Origin of the sequence: Aristaeella hokkaidonensis, assembly GCF_018128945.1 — a bacterium.
Lineage (GTDB): Bacteria > Bacillota > Clostridia > Christensenellales > Aristaeellaceae > Aristaeella > Aristaeella hokkaidonensis.
This window is the reverse complement of sequence record NZ_CP068393.1, coordinates 2,359,548-2,377,400: the sequence shown is the minus strand read 5'-3', so window position 1 is coordinate 2,377,400 and position 17,853 is coordinate 2,359,548. Positions and strand designations below refer to the sequence as shown.

Genomic DNA, 17,853 nt, shown 5'->3' with positions numbered 1-17,853 from the left:
AATTATACTGAGCATTTTTTAAGTTATAAACATTTTTTGAAAACGCAATTACAACGCTTTCGGGTTTGCAATTTGTTATGAATATTTTTTGTTTTTTCTATTGATAAATAATCTGGAAGATGGTATATAACAATAAAAGACATTATGGGTTCTGTTATTGATACAAATTGAATAATTATATGCGGGGGCGAGATCGGGCGTGAATACAATTGCTATAATATTTATTTAAATTATTATGTGTAAAGTACATCTAGTTGATAATGAACTAATTAGCTTTTTTGATATATGTTAAGCTTTTGGATGAAATTTTTACTTGATAGATTATATTTTTTATAATGGAGAGGAGCTTATGAGAATTATATTTGACAAGTATGTGAATAATCAGATGTTTAGCAAAATTTATTTGCGAGATATAATTTTATATGCTAGTCAGGGGAATAGTGACATGCTAGTGTTGGATTTTCAAAATACTAGTTTTATTTCCCCGAGCGTTCTATGCGATTTATTAAGTGTGTTTAGTTATATAAAGGAAACCTATAATACAGTTATTTATTTGCTCTTTGGATGGAACACAAAACTTGTTGAGTTTCTAGGTAATACTGATTTTTTCTTGGCTGCAGATGTGGGCCGTAGTGTTTACACTGATGTGCTGGAACTTTCTCCCATAACACAAAAAAGAGAGAATACTGACAAAATAAGAAGGATAAAACTGCCCACATATTTTGAACCTGGCTACAGGGGCTCTGAAGAGGTTATATATCACTTTAAAGATGAAACAATAGAAGAAGCAGAGAGCAGAATCCGGCAAATGGTATCAAAAGACTTTTGGTCTCTTAATAGAAAAGTTGAGTCAATTGCCAGATTGGGTATTAACAATGATATGTATATAGAGCTTTCAAAAGCGTTTTCTGAATTAATAATAAATGCATATTCACATGCAGGTGGTAATTACTGTTATTATACTTTTCAGAATTATAATAGATCGGGATTAAGTTTTGTTTGTAGTGATAATGGGAGCGGATGCTATTATTCTTTTAGAGAAAAAATTGATCTTAAATGGAGAAAAGAAGGATTGTTTTCAGACAGGGTCTTTTTTGAATATGAGAATGATAGATATATCAGGTCTTTAATGGGTATAGTAGAGAGTATTCTTTATCGATACTATAATAATAAACAAATCTTTGATCGTGGAATTATAGACATTATTAAAACAATATTGGCCGTTGGAAAAGACCATAATCCTGTTTTTCGGATTCAATCTGATTATGCTATGCTACAAATTGATGCACGCTCTGTTAAAAAGTTGTTTGATGGAATAGACGAGATTAATCCTTTATATTTTGATTATTCAAGCATTACACCTAAAATCGATGTGTTTGAAAAGCTAGTGCTAGATCAATCAATTAGACAGGATTGGATCACTTCTAAACATGTGGTTTTTTCTCCATATTACTTTCCTGGTGTGCACATATCAATATCGATTGATCCAATAAGGGAAGAAAAAGAAGGAAGTGATTGGTAATGTATCAGACGCAGTCATATGTTTATTCATTACAGTATAATGGTAAACCCTTTGATTATTATTCAGTATTCGACAACAATTTAATCAATTATACATATGGACGAGCGTCCACCGATCGCGACAAAATCAGCACAATGAATATTAATTTGCTAGAAACAATACCACCTAATCATTGGATTAATTCAACAATGCTACCGCTGATTACATTTTGCAAAAATCAGGATTATAAAGGTGATTATCTATTTGTAGATTTTTCTAATGCGGGTTCACATTTTAATCATATTGAAGAGGATCTCGCTGTTCTTGTCTCGCGTTATAAGGTGGTATACTTCTACAAGATAGGGCAAAGTACAACTCAAGATATGAAAAAGGTGTTCACTAAAATTGCATGTATTTTTAGTGAAATAAATAATGATTTGTCATACGCTACAAAAGATCAGGATAATTATATCTCATTGTTTGATGATGAAACGGATGTTGTAAAAAAAATAGACAACTGTCTTTCCAAACTCATTTTCGAAAAAATAGCACCAGAAGAAAAGACCATTGAAAATGTGTATTCATCTAATATTTTTTCGAATCATTATATTAATGTTAGGAACCTTTTTGCTGATGGGAAGCTTGCTGCTCTTGCGACTACGAGATTATTACATATGATAATGAATACGACAGACCTTGACTTTGATGCATTTGTTTGCGCAAGTATAACTGGAGCATGTTTGGCTAGTTATCTTTCTGTTTATATCAAGAAACCGGTTCTTTTTCTACGGAATATAGGTCCTGATATAACGACGGATGATGATTTAATTGTTGAAAGAATATATCCACACAAAAAGTATGTTTACATCTTTGATTTCATGTGCCTTGGAACAGAGTATCAGCGAATGAAATTGATATGCTCCTTAAAAAAGTCTTCTATTATCCATAGCTTTGGCATATCACATTATAAAAAACCAAATCAAGGAAGGACAGATCAACCAGACGAAGTAAGTAAATTGGATGATATACAAACACTATTTGATATTAATGGATTTAAACAAAATTATTATGCTTGTAGTGTTGAAAGAACTGATTTAGAAGACAAGAAGGAGCAATAAAAAAATGACGAGAGCGCAGTTCGATGATAATTACTCATATGTGTTCAAAAAATCGGATATTTTTCAGTATATCTATAAAGAAAGGAAAGAATTTGGTGACATAATCAAAGACACAGCTGCTTATGTCGAATCATATTATGAAAGAGATAGAGCATTTAGTGTGGCATATACTCCACATGATTGGAAACGTCATATAATTAATGTTATATCTAACGCAGATTTAATACTTCATGATTATAAAGCCTTTGGGGTGAATGATCTGTTTTGCTTCTTAATGGCGGTTATTCTTCATGATATTGGTATGGTATATAAAACTGATACGCATCGGGCTATACATGCCTTGGTTGGGGCGGAAATGGTATGTAAAATCGTTGATAGCAACAAAAAAAGGCATCCGATATATAATAAAATAGCACTACTACGTGATGAATACAAAGATAAGTTTGATTTGGACAATGAATATATTGTCAAGTTAACTGATGGAATACAAGGGGCAATCAAGGATGTTTCTAAACCTCTTCAAAAAGAAATAGCGGCAATAGTACTTGGACATAGTGACTTAAAGTTTTCCAACTATACGGGAGATCCCAAAGATACAGTCAAAACGCTTGATACATCGTTGTACAGGATTTTTACTACGAATAGCTCAACTATTAATGCACTTGCTGCAATACTACGATGGGCTGATGAACTTGATTTATCCCAGTCTAGATGTGAAGGAATTCATTTGGATGAGTTGCCGGAAGATTCAAAACCATTCTGGAAAAAGTTAAAACTAATTAACTCGGTAATTATAAATCCAGGGAAAATAACTTTGAATGTGGAAACTGACTTGTTTGATGAAGGAGAAGCTGAAAAAAAAGAGATTGAAGATCCATATCAATTGCTAAAAGAAATAATAGACAAATTAAAAAAAGAACAAACTACATGTAATACATTGTTTGATGAAATTGATAAAAGGAATCTTTCTTTTCCGGTGATCTCAACGGAATGCATTGAACCAACCGATATACGAGAAGCTCTTGAAGCATATTGTGAAAAGAAAGCTATTAACCAACCAAGTGAAAATTATGAATACTATCATGATTCTAATAACAATGAGAAATTAACCCCTGAAGATTTAAAAAAAAGTATACGAGAGTATATTGATGAACATCATCTGTACAAGGAAGGTCATTATTGTTTACACAGAACAATAGAGGGTGATAAAGAAAAACGTTTTTGTATACGAAATGTTTTGGATTGTAATGGACTATTATCAAGTCACAAGTTGTTGGATGATATTGCGCAAGAATTATTACTGCAGATAAATAATGATGAGGATTATAATGATTATGCACTTATTGGCATAGCAAATAGCGGAGCGTTGCTTGCAGCACACATCGCAGGTCTCTCAGGACTGCCAATTGCACATTGGGTTCCGAATAATAAAAAAGTTAAATACACTAAACAAGAACGGGATTTGGAGTTTATAAAAACGAGTATATCTGGCAAAAAGATTGTGCTTGTAATAGGAGTTAATCATACAGGAAAAGCTATTCTTGATGCATGTAATAGCATTGGGAATGTTAAGCATGTAATAGGAATTATTAATAGAGAAATGCCTTCGGTTGAAGGATTGAAAAAACAATTGGAGAAAAAAGGTATCCAATATTATTTTCTTGTGGAAGAAAAATATATAATAGACAGATGTCGATATTCAGAAGAAAATAAAGAGTGTCCCTATAAGAATGTGTGCACATCTATTAGATTTGATCCAGAATAATTGATGCCACGAATAATGTATGAGACAATTCTATTATTATATTAATAATATAAAGTGCCATATATGTGGGCTTATCTGTAAGCGCTCTATAAACGCATGAATTTAAAGCCCAGTAATCATGCCATATAATTGATGCCGGAGGGTGCCAGATCGAACATCTGCAAAAGTCAAGCAAAAATTTACATGGTAAGGTAAGGTAAATTGTTTTTGACTCGCTGCGGTAAGAGGGTGCGGACAAAATCCTGTTCCGTTATTCACGGTCTAGGATTTTGTCCGCACCCCGTTAAGGAGCAATTTGCGCAAAACTATTGACAGTACCGATTATTTATATAGAGAACAGAAGCTGATTTAAATGATGGCGGTTATTAAATATTTTGATTACAGTATCAGGAGCTGATTGTATGCGTCGTATATATGCACTTATTCTTGCACTTCGGTGCTTGTACTTTCGACTTTTACTGCTGGTTTAGTAGAGGAGATAGACTTTTCTCTTTCGCCAGAGCATCCCTTCCGCATCCTCATCGTCGCTGATCCCCAGGACATTGCCCCCCCAGCCTGCCATGCTTTCCTTGATGAATGCTTCCCTGGACGTTGCTGAACTGGATCTGGTGGTGTTCCTGGGGGATATGATCCATAGCCGGGATCTGCGTGGTGAAGCGAAGGTTCGGAAGGCAATTGACGCGGCGGCGTCTCCCGTGGTTGAACGGGAGATTCCGTTTGCATTGGTGTTCGGCAACCATGATGAGGAATGCGGGATCAGTAAGGAAGAACAGCTGAAGATATACCAGTCTTATCCCGGCTGCTTGGCAGTGGATGGGGAAGATCTGCCTAGGTGCGGGAACTACTATCTTGTGGTGGAGAATCCTGTTAAGCTGGAGAGCCCGGTAGTGCTGTGATTTACGGACAGCGGAAACTACGCGGAAGAAAGAAAAGGCATATACAGATATGTGACAAAAATGAGTGTGTCTGCCAAAGAACGATTTGTAGATATCTGTAGAAATAGCATTTTTGGTGAGATCTGATGGAAGATAACTGAAAGAATAATTATCTGCTGGGGGTACGGAATGACATTATAACTGGTTTTGCAGGAGAAGTTGTTGAATAGTAATTGTTGCTTGAGGAGGATGAAGTGTGTATTTTGTGCGTCATGGACAAACTTGTTTCATAGGGAAAAGATTTCGGGATGTGGGTGAACTGTGGAATCCAACTGAAATACAGGAATATGATAATCTTGTTTTTTTTGATAATGAGGGTTTAGAGGATTTTATTTCACGGGTCAAAAAAACAGATCCTGTAGTCTTTGTCAGCTTGGTAGGATGTGGAACTATAGAACAATTGCAGAGATTATCTGAGATGTTATCGGATGGAATAAAGCTGGAGGAAATAACAGTTTCAGTTGACATGGTTTATAAGTTGTTAGATTATCCAAATCTGTGGCTGGGGTCGGAAATGTGGAAGGCAACGGAAAACTGTTCTGGACGACTAGAACCTTTGGATTTTGCTGATGTCAACGGCAGAACATGTGCATTTAATGTGTTTTCGGCAACTAAGCTTTTAGCCAAAGCGAACGAAATAATAGATTGGATCGAAAGCTGGAAGCCTGTCAATAATCTGGAAAAAGTATTGCTATTGGATATATGGTTTCAAAGAACGATACAGTATATTAAAGATAAAGAATCAATTGCTGGCGGAGAAACCTATGTATGCGAAGATATGGTACGCAGCTCTTTGACAGAGGATGTTCTGTTAAATCATTATGGAGTATGCTCAGACATTGCATTTTCAGCGGCGCTTATTCTGAATAATCCAAAGGTTAATATTCACTGCCGACAAGTCAGTGCTAATTGCCATTCATGGAATATAATCAGGATCGAAGATAAAGAATACTATATGGATTTTACTCATAATATTACCCGGAATCCCTACAGGCTTTCGGATGCTCTTATGACAGCCGGATATTGCAGTAATAATACTTTGCTGGGGAAAAAAGATGCTATGAAGAAATATGAAGGACCATTTGATTATCCTGGAGATCATTTGAGTGATAAATCGTATGACAGAAAAACCATACAAAAGTGCTTAGGAGATTTTAAACGAAAAGGGATTGAACTGACCTGGATTCCTCAGTTAGTGAAAAACCAGTGCAAAAAAAGAGCATAATACTATGGTGTGGTGGCTTTTGATTATGAAGAATAATCAGGACACAAAGGTTTTAGTATGCAATCCTATCAAGGGGGAAAGGCATATCTATTGTAAAAGGATACCGTTCAGGAGTTGATACTATGCGTCGTATATATGTGTTTTGTTTAACACTTGCTGTACTTTTGACATCTGTTTTATGCGTTGTCTCTGCGGAAGATGCAGGTTTTTCCCTTTCTCCAGATTATCCACTTCGCATACTCATCATCGCTGATCCTCAAGACATAGATACCCCTCAACCTGCTATGTTGTCCCTGATGAACGCTTCCCTGGATGCTGCTGAGCCAGACCTTGTTGTATTCCTGGGAGATATGATTCATGGCCGGGATCTGCGTGGTGAAGACCGGGTTAAGAAGGCAATTGACGCAGCGGTGTCTCCGGTAGTTGAACGAGGAGTTCCGTTTGCGTTGGTATTCGGAAACCATGATGAAGAATGCAAGATCAGCAAGGAAGAACAGCTGAAGATATACCAGTCCTATCCGGGCTGCCTGGCTGTGGACGGAGAAGATCTGCCCGGATGCGGAAACTACTATATTGTGGTGGAGAATCCGGTTAAGCCGGAGAGTCCGGTAGTGCTGTGGTTCATGGACAGCGGAAGCTATGCGGAAGAGGGAAAAGGAACATACGGATATGTGACAGAGGAGCAGAATGAATGGATGCTTTCTGCTTATGAGGAACTATGCAGAAAGTATGCTTCTCCGGTATCTTATGTGTTCCAGCATATTCCTGTTCCGCAGGTTTATAACATGATTAAGAAAGTTCCTTTCGGAACTTCCGGAGCAGTCACATGCTATGGACCGAACTTCGGTAAATGGTATGTGCTGGATGATGAATATATCTGGGCAGGACATATGGGAGAAGGCCCGTGTTCTTCTGAATATGACAGTGGTGAGTTTGATGCCTGGAAGAAGATGAATGTGAAAGCAGCCTTCTTCGGACATGATCATTTAAATGACTACTGCGGTACCTATGAAGGCATCGATATGGTTACCACCTCCGGCGTGGGGTTCTATCTCTACGGCCGGGGAGATGAACACGGAACAAGGCTTGTAACACTGAACGCAGAGAACCCTGCGGAATATGAGACGAAGATGCTGTATTACAAGGATCTTGTCTCAGAACCGCTGCCGGGACTGTTTGTATCTTCATTGGGTGTAATGCTCAGGAAGTATTTGTTTATGATCATCGCTGCGCTGGTGCTGGTCATTGTGTTGATTGTTCTGGTGATCAGGTGGCTGGTGAAGCGCCACAAACGGAAGAAACTGAAGAGAATGATTGCGTAAAAGGAAGCGGCATTGGGTATAAACCAGCGCCGCTTTTGTTTTTTACGGTGTCAGCAGGGGATCGGCGGAGGTTTCAGGGATCAGGAGGAGGTCCTGCTTCAGTTCCTGCCTTGCACGCCAGGAGCGTTTGAAGTGGGCGGCGATGACTTTGTTGACGTCGTCGCTGTCCATATGGGCCCATTCGAAGAGCATGCGGGGACTGCTGACAATTCTCTGGATGTCCGGAGGAAGCTTGTCGAATTCCTCCTGGCTGTTGTACAGGCCCCGGGAGATGGCTTTGTAGACTTTGAGCCAGGCATCGTCCTCGGTGGGGCCGTTGAGCTGTCGGGCTTTCTGGATGATGTCGTTCAGGGCGCCTGGCGTGGGTGGGAAACCTTTAACATCTGTGTTTAGGAAGGCGTAGAGTGCCTGGTTTACCAGGGCATAGGGTGTGTTGGCAAAGAGCCGCTGCCAGACCCGGGAGAGGACAGCGGGGTCCCTGTCTTTGATAAAGCTGGGGTACATGGCGGTGATGTCGGCGAGGATCCGTTTGGTTTCGTTCATGTCCATAGGGTTCATTCACCTCCTGCGGGAGTATTGGGTTGCGGCTGATATTCTTCAGCCGGAATCGTATTTAATTCTTCCAGGAAGGGGTTCCGGGGAAGCTGCGGCTTGCTGGGCGGCGGGCTGCTTCTGGCCTGCTTCTGGGCGCTTGAGAGCCAGCTGTTGATGAACTTTTTGATTCCGTTCCTAGTTTTTCGCTTGTGTGGGTTGGACATGCACCAGGCTTTCATGCCCCGGTATTCCTGGAGAACATCCACTGCCGGGTACAGGGAGGAGAATTCTGTGATTTCCTCCTGGGTGACGTTATAGTCGGTGTTGTCACCCAGGGGAAGCTGGATGATGATCTCGTCTGCTGTTTTGGGGACTTTATCTGCAGCTTTTTTGTTGACGTTGTGGTCAGCGGGTTTTTCCAGCCTGGCCTTTTCTTTTGTTTCCGGTTCGGGTGCGGGTTCGGGAGTTGGTTCTTCCTCCTCCGGGACGGGGAACTTGTGGCGGGAGTTCCGCAGCCGCTGGTCGTTTTCCCAGGAGCAGATTTTCAGGTAGTCTTCTCCTTCTGCTGTGTAGCGGGAGATGATACCTGCTTCCTCCATGTGGTCCAGGCCTTCCCGGATGACTTCTTCCGTGATGTTTGTTTTCCGGGGATACAGGATCCGCAGGAGGAGGATCGGATCGGCGTAGAAGATGCCGTAGTCATCCGCGCTGACGAGGAGGCGGTGGTAGATGGATTCTTCTGTCAGGGTCAGGCTGTTGAATGCCTTGTCGGTCAGGATGGAATCCTTCAGGATCCTGCTGGGCATTGGGTGAACCTCCTTTTTTGTCTATCTTTCCATTTACAGCGTAACAGGCAGTTCCCGTGTTTTTCAAGTCTCAGGGGACTGCCTTTTTACTGTCATGGAGCTATCTTTTTTTGAGGAAGAATGGGCAGCGGCAGTCTGCCGCGGGATTGGAGGGGAAGTTTGCTCAGTGCAGTATGGATAAGGATTCCTATATGGATTGGATTCGGATAAGGATTGGTATAAGGCGGCAAATTGCCGCAGGTTGCCGCAAGTTGCGGCGAAAAGGAGAGAGGGAAAACAGGGAGGAGGTAGGAAGTAGGAAGTAGGAGGTATGAGGTTGTAGAAACGAAGGAAAAATAAAAAGCAGCAGACGACGCTGCTGCGTGGAATGAGGTCCTTCGACTGCGCTCCCTTCGTATGTCCGCAACCTCAATCGTCGCGACTGCTCACTGGGCAGCTCGCTCGTTTCGGTTGACCTCAGCTCTGACGAGATTTCTGTCACTGGCAGTCCTCAGAGCTTCGCCCTTCTCAGGATGACAATTCACAAAGAAGGGAAAGGAAGGAGCTTATCCTTTCCTTTCCCCGTCGACGCTGTACTTGCTTTCGATTTCCGCGGCGATGTTGTCATAGTCCTCCTGCCTGCGGCGAATGATGACCCAGATGACGACGATGCCGACCGTGAGGATTAGGCTGTCCACAAAGAAACTGCCTGTAATGGGGATAAGGGTTGTCTGAAAGTAATAGATGAAAAGAAAGTTGATCGCCCAGACAAAGGCAGTGGCGGCCAGGCACAGTATGTTTGCCGCCGTGAATGTTTTCTTTGTCCATACTCTACGGGCGTCATTCATTGCTTCGGGGTTTGGCATGTAGCGCAGATGCGCGCCACGAACAGGAGGGGTTTCAAAAAAGGAAGCTTTCTGTAACTTCTCGTTATTTGTTTCGTAGAAGTCTTTGTTTTCCTGCCAGCCGGTTGCCATGGTGGGTACTCCTTTCATGAAGTCGGTCGAGTGGGAGAGAAGTAAACGGCTTTTATTTGCTAAAAGCATAGCACTGGCGCGGTGCGGATAACAGGATGGGATGAGCGGAATAACAGCGCTTATTTCGCGGGGATTGCGGAATTGCGTGAAAAAAGGGAAAAACGTTTTTGTGTGGAATAATATATACGCAACTGAATAATGCCTATGAAGAGTGCGCGAGGGACAAGCCCTGTGACCGCACGACAACCTGCCGGAAACGGTAAGGTGCCAAAGCTTGACCGATAGGATGAGAAAAACGGAATGGATTCAATGCCATCCTGTCGGAGACGATGGGATGGCTTTTTCGTGCTTCTTCTGGGCTGGAGAATGAAAGGAGAGGCATGGAAATGAGCGGCCTAGTGAACGGTGAAAAGAACTGGATGGAAGGATACTTCAGGATTCAGCAGGGAGACAAGCGGGATCCGAAGGAGGTCTACAAGAACCTCCAGCAGGGATACGGACATGAACATCCGGAACGGGTGAACGGGTTCCAGGGGCTGCTTTTCGGCAGGGGAGATGTTTTTGTGTCAAAGACGGTGCTGGAAAAGATGACACGAACACATTACAAGGTGTTTGTATATGAATCGCTCGGTGATTTCTACAAGGAGAAGTACGGGGACGTTTCTGCGGAGACGATTGAGCAGAACGGTATGAGCCGTTGGCTGGGCAGCGGGGATTACGTTATGGGTCGGTACGGGTATTTCCAGGGCGGATACCGGGGAATGCAACAGTTTGACGAAGTGATCCGGATCCGGAAATGGAGGGGGAATATCTGGATTACCTGTGATGAAGAAGCAGATATGTTCCTTCTGGCGAAGGAAGGAGAGGGCGGAGACAGAACAGATGAGAAACTGGCAGCAGATAAGGAAGGCGTGGATTTCCTGACGGTTCTTCGGAGCCATCCGGAATACTATCTGCCGATGACTTCGCTGCAGTACAAGGCATTTCCTGAGTATGAGGGAAGGAGCATCAAGGACTGCTTCTGGAACGCCGGCATCCTGGTGGATAACAGGCCGTATTTCGCGATCTGCAGCGAGAAACACCTGGAAGTTTATACGTCCACCGTTGGAATGGGGAGCTGGCGGCAGGGAGAGTGGATCTTCCTGCGGACAATGATTGAGAAGGGACTGGTGACAGCGGACGGTGGCCAATACCGGCAGCGATACCCGCATGTAAGACCCGTAACGGAAGAGGACGGATGCGAGTACTGTTATATGTGGATTGACCTGGATACCCAGGTGCTGAGTCAGACAATCCGGTGGAAAGGGAAGATGTTCTCTTTCAATGACCTGAAGAAGCTGAATGCGCATGCAAAGTACTGAAGATGGAAAAGGAGTGACAACGATGAAAGAAGAGTATAAGGGTATCCTGAATGAATGGCTGGAGAATCCTTCCTGGCGGGAATACTTTGAGAAGGCTCCGTCGGAAAAGTGCAAGAAAGTGATTGCACTGGGGTTTGTCTACAGTGAGCTGGAGACAGAGGAGATCCTGGATGAACTGGAAGTAGCGGAGAAGGAGCTTGTACTGGTGGACTGGCAGTATCTGTACAAGCATGCCCATGGGCCAGAGAAGAAGCGCATCCATGACAGGATCGTGGAACTGGGAGGAGAGATTTGACACGGATGGGAAGATATGAGATAAAAATACAGAGTAAAGTGAAAAGTAAAGAGTTTAGCATTGTCGCATGATGAGCGACCTGCTGTCTGAAAGATTCTGATATGCTGGTTATGCCGGGTGGAACAGTGGCTACGCCAAATGCAGAATTCTGTGATCGCCGTTACCAAAGCCGCTTCACGCCTTTGACGGCTGTAACATGGCAGTTGTTACCCAAATCATAGATTTGGACAACTGCTCAACAATTCAGAATGATTGCGTCCTTCGGACGTAGTAAGGGATCCCTCGACTTTTACCCGGGGCTGCCGCCCGTTTTCCACTGAAAACTGTCCACTGGACAGTTTTCCGGGCGCTACAAACCCCGGGATGACAGCCAATAGTGAAGAGTGTAGAGTTGCTGCTTTTGAGGCAGCGGAGTTTATGATTGGAGTGAAGCAGCATGTATGGCGCGATACTTGGAGATATTATCGGAAGCCCCTATGAGTTTGACATGGGAGACAAGACGAAGGACTTTCCGCTGTTCAGAGCGGACAGCATGTTTACGGACGACAGCGTGATGACCATTGCCGTGGCAGACGCCCTGCTGAGTGATGCCAGAGATCCGGAAAGGATCAAGACACTGCTGGTATATTCCATGAAGCGGTGGGGCAGGAAGATTCCGGACGCGGGATACGGCGGGATGTTCTTTAAGTGGTTGTTTACGGATGATTCGCAGCCCTACGGAAGCTTCGGAAACGGATCCGCCATGCGGGTGGCTTCTGCGGGCTGGCTGTATGATACCCTGGAGGAAACCAGGGAGAAGGCCAGGCTGACAGCGGAGGTTACGCACAACCATCCGGAAGGCATCAAAGGTGCGGAAAGCGTGGCTTCGGTCATCTGGCTGGCACGGAAAGGAAAGAGCAAGCAGGAAATCCGGGAGTATGTGATCAAGGAATTCGGATATGATTTAAGCCGGACCTGCGATGAGATCCGGCCGGGGTATCATCATGTGGAGAGCTGTCAGCAGACGGTACCGGAAGCCATCACTGCCTTCCTGGAAGGGGAAAGCTTTGAGGATGTGATCCGGACTGCTGTATCTTTGGGCGGAGACTGTGATACACTTACCTGTATAGCAGGCAGCATGGCGGAAGCGTTTTACGGTGTACCGGAGGAACTGAAGGAAGAATGCCGGAAACGGATAACGCCGGATATGCAGGAAGTATTAGCCCGTTTTGAAAAACGGGCAATTCAGAATTCAGAATTCAGAAATCAGAATGATTGTCCTTCGGACACGGTGGAAAAGAGTATGGACAAGGATAAGCTGATTGAGGAGCTGCTGGAGAAGCCTTGCCTGGTGGTGGATTTCCTGCCGGAACAGGTACCGAAAAGAGATGCCAGGAAGTACTTTGCCGTGGAGAAGTATTACCTGGAGCCTGAACGGTATGCGGGATTTCGGGAAAAGTTTACGGATATCCTGTTGAAACTGAGCTGTTATTATGCCTTCAGCGTTTGCGAAGCGACGGTGGGAAAGCTTTTTGACAATCCCGCTCCGGAATGGCTGGCAGGGAAGATCCGGGAAAAGAAGGATCTGTGCGTGCTGCTGCCGGAGGAAAAGGTGCTGATCACCCTGAACCGGGATGACCTGTACATGTCGGTGTACAACGCAGACGGGAAAGTGCTGGAGATTGTGAAGAAGCTGGCGGAAGCGAATGGACTGTTTGTGTGGTAGGGAATCCTACCACCAATGAATACTGAAAACTAGATCCTTCGGCTGCGCTCCCTTCGTACCCCTTGCTCAGGATGACATTTTCATCGGATATGATCGCTATAGCGGAGAAAAATGGTGAGTTATGGGAAAGAGAAAACGGAAATACGGTTTGTCGTTTAACCTGACATGCATGAAGCCTTTTGCAGAGCAGAATACAAGGGTTGTGGAACTGATCCAGGAGATGCTCTCGTTCCTGGAACCCTACAGCGATAAGTGCCTGGAATGCCAGGAAGCCTGGATGTGGCCGCAGCTTTCCGGTTATCCGATAAAGTATAATGATGCCGCAATGCAGCTTATTGCATCGAGGGTGCAGGCCGGAGAAATAGAAGCATATGGGATCCGGGACTTTGGGCTTGCCTGGAAAATGAAATGTGTGGATATCGATGTGCGTATTCGTCTGAATGATTATTTAAAGGAGCATGCTCATGGGTACACCGTTTCCATGCTTTTTCATCCGGAACTGAACACGATCCTGGCGGATAATCATCCTGAAAGGATTATGGAGGAAATGGCTCGGGCAATCCATGCGGATTACGGATGTGTGGACAGCTTCGGACTGTCACAGCACGGCATCACGAGCGCAGATATGATGAGGATTGCGTATGGTTATAATACGCAGATCGAAAAGGAGGAACTGCCGGGGAAAATCCCCTATATTTCCTGGTGGACCCTGCTGAACAGACAGCATATTGAGAAGCTGGGCGGGAAGGAAGCGGTCATGAAAAACGCTCCCTGTTTCGCGGTGAAGGATCTGTCCACAGATGGCTATGAAGCGCTGGCACTGCAGCTGACCGAGAAACCGGAAGAAATGAAGGCGGAACATTACCGGCCGCTGAGGGAATACCTGAACCCGCTGGCCCCGCTGGCAAACAAGTACGCCGTGGCGTGTTTACTGAAAGATCCCGGCAGCGGACAGAAAATACCGGATGAACGGTTGAAACTGAATGTGACGGAAGAAGAACTGGCGGAAGCGGAGAAATATGTGGAACTGTCTTATGAGGAGCTGAAAGAAAAGACAATCGAACTACTACAAAGAGGTAGGAGGTAGGAAGTAGGAGGGAGGAGGTATTTTTCCCTTGACCGGAAACGAAGGGCGTGATATAATGCCTTTCGTTCCCGGTTATGGTCTGTTGGCTCAGTTGGTAGAGCACATCGTTCACATCGATGGGGTCACTGGTTCGAGTCCAGTACAGACCACACAAAGATCAGAATCACCCTTGTGGTGGTTCTGATTTTTGTTATGCTTGTAGCGGATTTGAATCAGTGTCCGATTGATGCCTTTGGCATCGATTGGGCGCGGAGCCGAAGCGCTGCCTGTGGCAGATGAAGCGAGGCGGAAGCGTGGTGAGTAAATGAGTAATGCAAGCGGCAGCGAAGCAGGACGAGTATTACGAACCTGACCGAGCAAGCGAAGCGCAGCGAGACCTGGTTCGAGTCCAACTGTCACCACGGAAAATCCCTAAGTCTTAAAGGCTTAGGGATCTTTTTTTCTTATCTGTCGAAGAAGAAATTTTCAACATGAAGGGTTCTGCAGTTCTCAGATACAGTTCGGATCGTTCCCTGGGAGAATCCATTTTCTGCATGTGCATTCACTTCCAGAGAAAGCTCAACATCACAATTATCAACGGAGGTAAGATGAGAAATAACTTCATCCAAATACTTCTGCAAATCTCTGATAACGCGTGTATTATCCAATTTCACACTCATAGTGAATCTGGTATCATTATTCTGTGCTGTATCTGTTCCGCCGGAGCCGCCACCGTTATCACCACCGTCTGATCCTCCTGAAGAACCACCGGTTGAACTTCCTCCGCTTTCGCCGCCAGACCCGCCGCTTCCGTTTCCGCCATTATCCTTTTCAGCATTCAGTTGCTTCAAGGCAACCAGTACTTTTACCAGGCAATCACTCGTGTAAACGGTTGAAATGCTTGTGTTATGGTCATAAGTTTCAATTATACTGGCACCTATAGAAAATATTATGATCCAGAAGGGAAAGCCAAATACTGTTATATTCATGGTAAAACTCAAAATAGTATATGTTATCTTGTGCTGTTTCTTGTGCTGTTTTATAACAACCTGACCCGGTTCCGGAATTCTACCGGCGTGCATCCTTTCAGTTTCCGGAATTCCCGGGCATAATAGCTCATGTCCTGAAAACCGCATGCTTCCGCAATCTGATAAACCGGGAGATCTGTTCCGGCCAGCATATCCGCTGATTTCAGCAGCCGCATATTCTTCAGGAACTGAATCGGTGTTTGATTGACGGTCCTGCGGAAGCATCTCAGCGCTTCGCTCACGCAGACAGCAGCGGATTCTGCGATCTGCTCCAGCGTGACCGGCTCATCATAATGCCGCTCCAGAAAGGAAAGCATTCGTTTGATCCGTTCCATATCCCGTATTGCGGCAGCTGACTCAGCAATACACTGATCACTACTGTGTGTAAGGATCATCCAGATGATCTCGGACAGGCAGTTCCTGACCTTCAGTTCGCAGCCCGGCTCATCCTTTGATCCTGCCTGCCAGGCTGTCTCCAGGTTGTTGATCGCCTGGGACTGCCATTTCCCGTCTGCCTTCAGATGGAATACACGCTTTGCCTCATCTGTCAGCAGCGGCTGCAGGTATTTTAGGTAATAAACAGACTGTTCGTCTCCAAGCACATAGGCATTGAACACCATGGCATGCTGCGTGGTTGAGGACTCCAGGGACTCGGCGGCATGCAGAATACTGCCGTTAATGAAGTACGCCTCCCCGGCATGGACGTCAAAGCTTTGTCCTCCGGCGTGGACTCGCTCTTTCCCGGAGGTTACCAGAATCAGTTCAAACTCCGGATGCCAGTGCCAGGGAACAGCTACATAATCCAGGTTATCATTGTAAAAGGCAATCGGAAAATCCGCGGTTCCGTATTCCAGCAGTTCCCTGCCGCTTTCGTCTGTAACGGTATTGGATATGGATATCGGCATAGCGGACTCCTTTTGACGATTTTGTCTTATAAATCAGCGGATAATATCCTAACACCCATCAATTCAATCCGATATAATCATATCGTATCCGGGAGAAAACGGCAACCGTCATTTCCGGAGATTTCAAAAAAGGAGTGATCCCCGTGACGATTCTGCTGATCGCTGTTATTTATCTGGCCTTTATCTCCCTTGGCCTGCCGGACTCCCTGCTGGGAAGCGCCTGGCCGAGTATGTTTGAAGAGATGGACTCCACCATTACCGGTGCTGGAACGCTGGCCATGCTGATCAGCGCCTGTACCATTGTTTCCAGCCTGGCGGCGGATAGGGTAATCCATCGCTTCGGGACCGCGCGGGTGACTACGGTATCCGTAGCAATGACAGCGGCGGCGCTCTTCGGCTTTTCTTTTTCGACATCCTACTGGCAGCTGGTTCTTTGGTGTATTCCTTACGGACTCGGAGCCGGAGCAGTGGATTCCGCGCTGAACAATTATGTGGCGCTGCACTACAGTTCCAGGCATATGTCCTGGCTGCATTGCATGTGGGGCATCGGGGCTACAGTGGGTCCGATGATCATGGGGTTATGTCTGAACAGCGGTTCCCGATGGCCGGCAGGATACCGGGTGATTGGAATCATCCAGATTGTGCTGACGGTCATTCTGGTTTTCTCCATGCCGTTATGGAAGAAAGAATCCGGCAGCGCAGAGGATGAAAAGAACCGGAACGTGCTTTCCCTGCGGAAAGCGGTTTCCCTGCCAGGAGCAAAAGAAATTCTAATCGCTTTTTTCTGTTACTGCGGCCTCGAAACAAGCACCGGTCTGTGGGCCGCGAGCTGGCTGGTGACTGTCAAAGGTGTTTCCACAGCGGAAGCGGCCTCTCTTGCCGCCCTGTTCTATCTGGGGATCACCTTTGGCCGGGGCATATCCGGTTTTATCGCGGAGAAGCTCGGTGACCAGAATATGATCCGCCTGGGGCAGGGACTTGCCGGAGTCGGCGTCCTGATCCTGCTGCTTGTCCCGGACGTAACGATGGCCAAGATCGGACTTGTCATGATCGGGCTTGGATGTGCACCGATCTATCCCAGCATCATACACTCCACACCGGATCGTTTTGGAAAGGAAAACTCCCAGTCCCTGGTCGGCATTCAGATGGCCAGCGCGTATCTTGGATCCACATTCGCACCGAAGATCTTTGGCCTGATCAGCGACTGGGCAGGCATGCGCTGGTATCCGGTCTATCTGGTATGCTTTGTTCTGCTGATGGTCGTTATGACGGAGATCACTGTCAAATACTTGAAAAAGAGAGTTGCCTGACGGTTAATCGGCATCAGAATA

Annotated in this window: 16 protein-coding genes, 1 tRNA gene and 1 riboswitch; of the genes, 12 read left to right on the top strand and 5 right to left on the bottom strand. The window is 45.0% G+C overall.

Annotation, left to right across the window (positions count from 1 at the left end; all coding sequences use genetic code 11):
* Positions 1 to 349: 349 nt before the first annotated feature.
* The 6 genes from JYE49_RS10900 to JYE49_RS10875 all read left to right on the top strand — a co-directional run bounded on the left by JYE49_RS10900 (position 350) and on the right by JYE49_RS10875 (position 7,866).
* Positions 350 to 1,522: a hypothetical protein gene (locus JYE49_RS10900; protein ID WP_093957463.1), complete on the top strand. Its 1,173-nt coding sequence runs from the start codon at positions 350 to 352 to the stop codon at positions 1,520 to 1,522.
* Positions 1,522 to 2,619 carry a hypothetical protein gene (locus tag JYE49_RS10895; protein ID WP_093957464.1) on the top strand — a complete coding sequence of 366 codons (1,098 nt, stop codon included), beginning with the start codon at positions 1,522 to 1,524 and terminating at the stop codon, positions 2,617 to 2,619. The genes JYE49_RS10900 and JYE49_RS10895 overlap by 1 nt, the downstream gene beginning before the upstream one ends.
* A gap of 4 nt (positions 2,620 to 2,623) precedes the next feature.
* Positions 2,624 to 4,384 carry an HD domain-containing protein gene (locus JYE49_RS10890; RefSeq protein WP_093957465.1) on the top strand — a complete coding sequence of 587 codons (1,761 nt, stop codon included), beginning with the start codon at positions 2,624 to 2,626 and terminating at the stop codon, positions 4,382 to 4,384.
* A 572-nt stretch (positions 4,385 to 4,956) separates the two neighbouring features.
* Positions 4,957 to 5,280: a metallophosphoesterase gene (locus JYE49_RS10885; protein ID WP_304582863.1), complete on the top strand. Its 324-nt coding sequence runs from the start codon at positions 4,957 to 4,959 to the stop codon at positions 5,278 to 5,280.
* 235 nt (positions 5,281 to 5,515) lie between these two features.
* On the top strand, positions 5,516 to 6,544 hold the full coding sequence (locus JYE49_RS10880; protein WP_093957467.1) for a transglutaminase-like domain-containing protein: 1,029 nt from the start codon (positions 5,516 to 5,518) through the stop codon (positions 6,542 to 6,544).
* Between the two features lie 122 nt (positions 6,545 to 6,666).
* Positions 6,667 to 7,866, top strand: a complete 1,200-nt coding sequence (locus tag JYE49_RS10875; RefSeq protein ID WP_093957468.1) for a metallophosphoesterase — start codon at positions 6,667 to 6,669, stop codon at positions 7,864 to 7,866.
* A 42-nt stretch (positions 7,867 to 7,908) separates the two neighbouring features.
* On the opposite strand, the gene JYE49_RS10870 is transcribed toward JYE49_RS10875, so the two are convergent.
* From JYE49_RS10870 to JYE49_RS10860, 3 genes are all read right to left on the bottom strand, one after another.
* Positions 7,909 to 8,415 carry a replicative helicase loader/inhibitor gene (locus tag JYE49_RS10870; protein ID WP_179217340.1) on the bottom strand — a complete coding sequence of 169 codons (507 nt, stop codon included), beginning with the start codon at positions 8,413 to 8,415 and terminating at the stop codon, positions 7,909 to 7,911.
* 5 nt (positions 8,416 to 8,420) lie between these two features.
* Positions 8,421 to 9,206, bottom strand: a complete 786-nt coding sequence (locus JYE49_RS10865; RefSeq protein ID WP_093957470.1) for a hypothetical protein — start codon at positions 9,204 to 9,206, stop codon at positions 8,421 to 8,423.
* Between the two features lie 545 nt (positions 9,207 to 9,751).
* Positions 9,752 to 10,162 carry a hypothetical protein gene (locus JYE49_RS10860; RefSeq protein WP_093957472.1) on the bottom strand — a complete coding sequence of 137 codons (411 nt, stop codon included), beginning with the start codon at positions 10,160 to 10,162 and terminating at the stop codon, positions 9,752 to 9,754.
* Positions 10,163 to 10,361: 199 nt separating this feature from the next.
* A riboswitch (SAM riboswitch) is annotated at positions 10,362 to 10,450 on the top strand.
* Between the two features lie 98 nt (positions 10,451 to 10,548).
* Between JYE49_RS10860 and JYE49_RS10855 the strand changes: the two genes are divergently transcribed.
* From JYE49_RS10855 to JYE49_RS10835, 5 genes are all read left to right on the top strand, one after another.
* Positions 10,549 to 11,523, top strand: a complete 975-nt coding sequence (locus JYE49_RS10855) for a hypothetical protein (RefSeq protein ID WP_093957473.1) — start codon at positions 10,549 to 10,551, stop codon at positions 11,521 to 11,523.
* Positions 11,524 to 11,545: 22 nt separating this feature from the next.
* Positions 11,546 to 11,818, top strand: coding sequence for a hypothetical protein (locus JYE49_RS10850; protein ID WP_093957474.1), 273 nt, complete (start codon positions 11,546 to 11,548; stop codon positions 11,816 to 11,818).
* Between the two features lie 436 nt (positions 11,819 to 12,254).
* Complete coding sequence (locus JYE49_RS10845) at positions 12,255 to 13,523, top strand: ADP-ribosylglycohydrolase family protein (RefSeq protein ID WP_093957475.1); 1,269 nt, start codon at positions 12,255 to 12,257, stop codon at positions 13,521 to 13,523.
* A 121-nt stretch (positions 13,524 to 13,644) separates the two neighbouring features.
* Positions 13,645 to 14,610 carry a hypothetical protein gene (locus JYE49_RS10840; protein ID WP_093957476.1) on the top strand — a complete coding sequence of 322 codons (966 nt, stop codon included), beginning with the start codon at positions 13,645 to 13,647 and terminating at the stop codon, positions 14,608 to 14,610.
* 76 nt (positions 14,611 to 14,686) lie between these two features.
* Positions 14,687 to 14,759 (top strand) — tRNA-Val (locus JYE49_RS10835).
* A gap of 294 nt (positions 14,760 to 15,053) precedes the next feature.
* Here JYE49_RS10835 and JYE49_RS10830 read toward each other — a convergent pair.
* Together JYE49_RS10830 and JYE49_RS10825 are read right to left on the bottom strand one after the other, a co-directional pair.
* Positions 15,054 to 15,671, bottom strand: a complete 618-nt coding sequence (locus tag JYE49_RS10830; RefSeq protein ID WP_283399389.1) for a hypothetical protein — start codon at positions 15,669 to 15,671, stop codon at positions 15,054 to 15,056.
* On the bottom strand, positions 15,629 to 16,522 hold the full coding sequence (locus JYE49_RS10825; RefSeq protein ID WP_093957477.1) for an AraC family transcriptional regulator: 894 nt from the start codon (positions 16,520 to 16,522) through the stop codon (positions 15,629 to 15,631). The genes JYE49_RS10830 and JYE49_RS10825 overlap by 43 nt, the downstream gene beginning before the upstream one ends.
* 143 nt (positions 16,523 to 16,665) lie before the next feature.
* On the opposite strand from JYE49_RS10825, the gene JYE49_RS10820 reads away from it, so the two are divergent.
* The gene (locus JYE49_RS10820; protein WP_093957478.1) at positions 16,666 to 17,832 is read left to right on the top strand and encodes an MFS transporter; all 1,167 of its coding nucleotides are present in this window, start codon (positions 16,666 to 16,668) and stop codon (positions 17,830 to 17,832) included.
* The last annotated feature ends 21 nt before the right edge of the window (positions 17,833 to 17,853 follow it).

Bases quoted from the DNA above. Each gene is read 5' to 3' on its own strand.
- JYE49_RS10825 (WP_093957477.1), bottom strand. From the start codon at position 16,522: ATGCCGATATCCATATCCAATACCGTTACAGACGAAAGCGGCAGGGAA.
- JYE49_RS10830 (WP_283399389.1), bottom strand. From the start codon at position 15,671: ATGCACGCCGGTAGAATTCCGGAACCGGGTCAGGTTGTTATAAAACAG.
- JYE49_RS10900 (WP_093957463.1), top strand. From the start codon at position 350: ATGAGAATTATATTTGACAAGTATGTGAATAATCAGATGTTTAGCAAA.
- JYE49_RS10895 (WP_093957464.1), top strand. From the start codon at position 1,522: ATGTATCAGACGCAGTCATATGTTTATTCATTACAGTATAATGGTAAA.
- JYE49_RS10845 (WP_093957475.1), top strand. From the start codon at position 12,255: ATGTATGGCGCGATACTTGGAGATATTATCGGAAGCCCCTATGAGTTT.
- JYE49_RS10850 (WP_093957474.1), top strand. From the start codon at position 11,546: ATGAAAGAAGAGTATAAGGGTATCCTGAATGAATGGCTGGAGAATCCT.
- JYE49_RS10860 (WP_093957472.1), bottom strand. From the start codon at position 10,162: ATGGCAACCGGCTGGCAGGAAAACAAAGACTTCTACGAAACAAATAAC.
- JYE49_RS10865 (WP_093957470.1), bottom strand. From the start codon at position 9,206: ATGCCCAGCAGGATCCTGAAGGATTCCATCCTGACCGACAAGGCATTC.
- JYE49_RS10855 (WP_093957473.1), top strand. From the start codon at position 10,549: ATGAGCGGCCTAGTGAACGGTGAAAAGAACTGGATGGAAGGATACTTC.
- JYE49_RS10870 (WP_179217340.1), bottom strand. From the start codon at position 8,415: ATGGACATGAACGAAACCAAACGGATCCTCGCCGACATCACCGCCATG.
- JYE49_RS10890 (WP_093957465.1), top strand. From the start codon at position 2,624: ATGACGAGAGCGCAGTTCGATGATAATTACTCATATGTGTTCAAAAAA.
- JYE49_RS10885 (WP_304582863.1), top strand. From the start codon at position 4,957: ATGAATGCTTCCCTGGACGTTGCTGAACTGGATCTGGTGGTGTTCCTG.
- JYE49_RS10875 (WP_093957468.1), top strand. From the start codon at position 6,667: ATGCGTCGTATATATGTGTTTTGTTTAACACTTGCTGTACTTTTGACA.
- JYE49_RS10840 (WP_093957476.1), top strand. From the start codon at position 13,645: ATGGGAAAGAGAAAACGGAAATACGGTTTGTCGTTTAACCTGACATGC.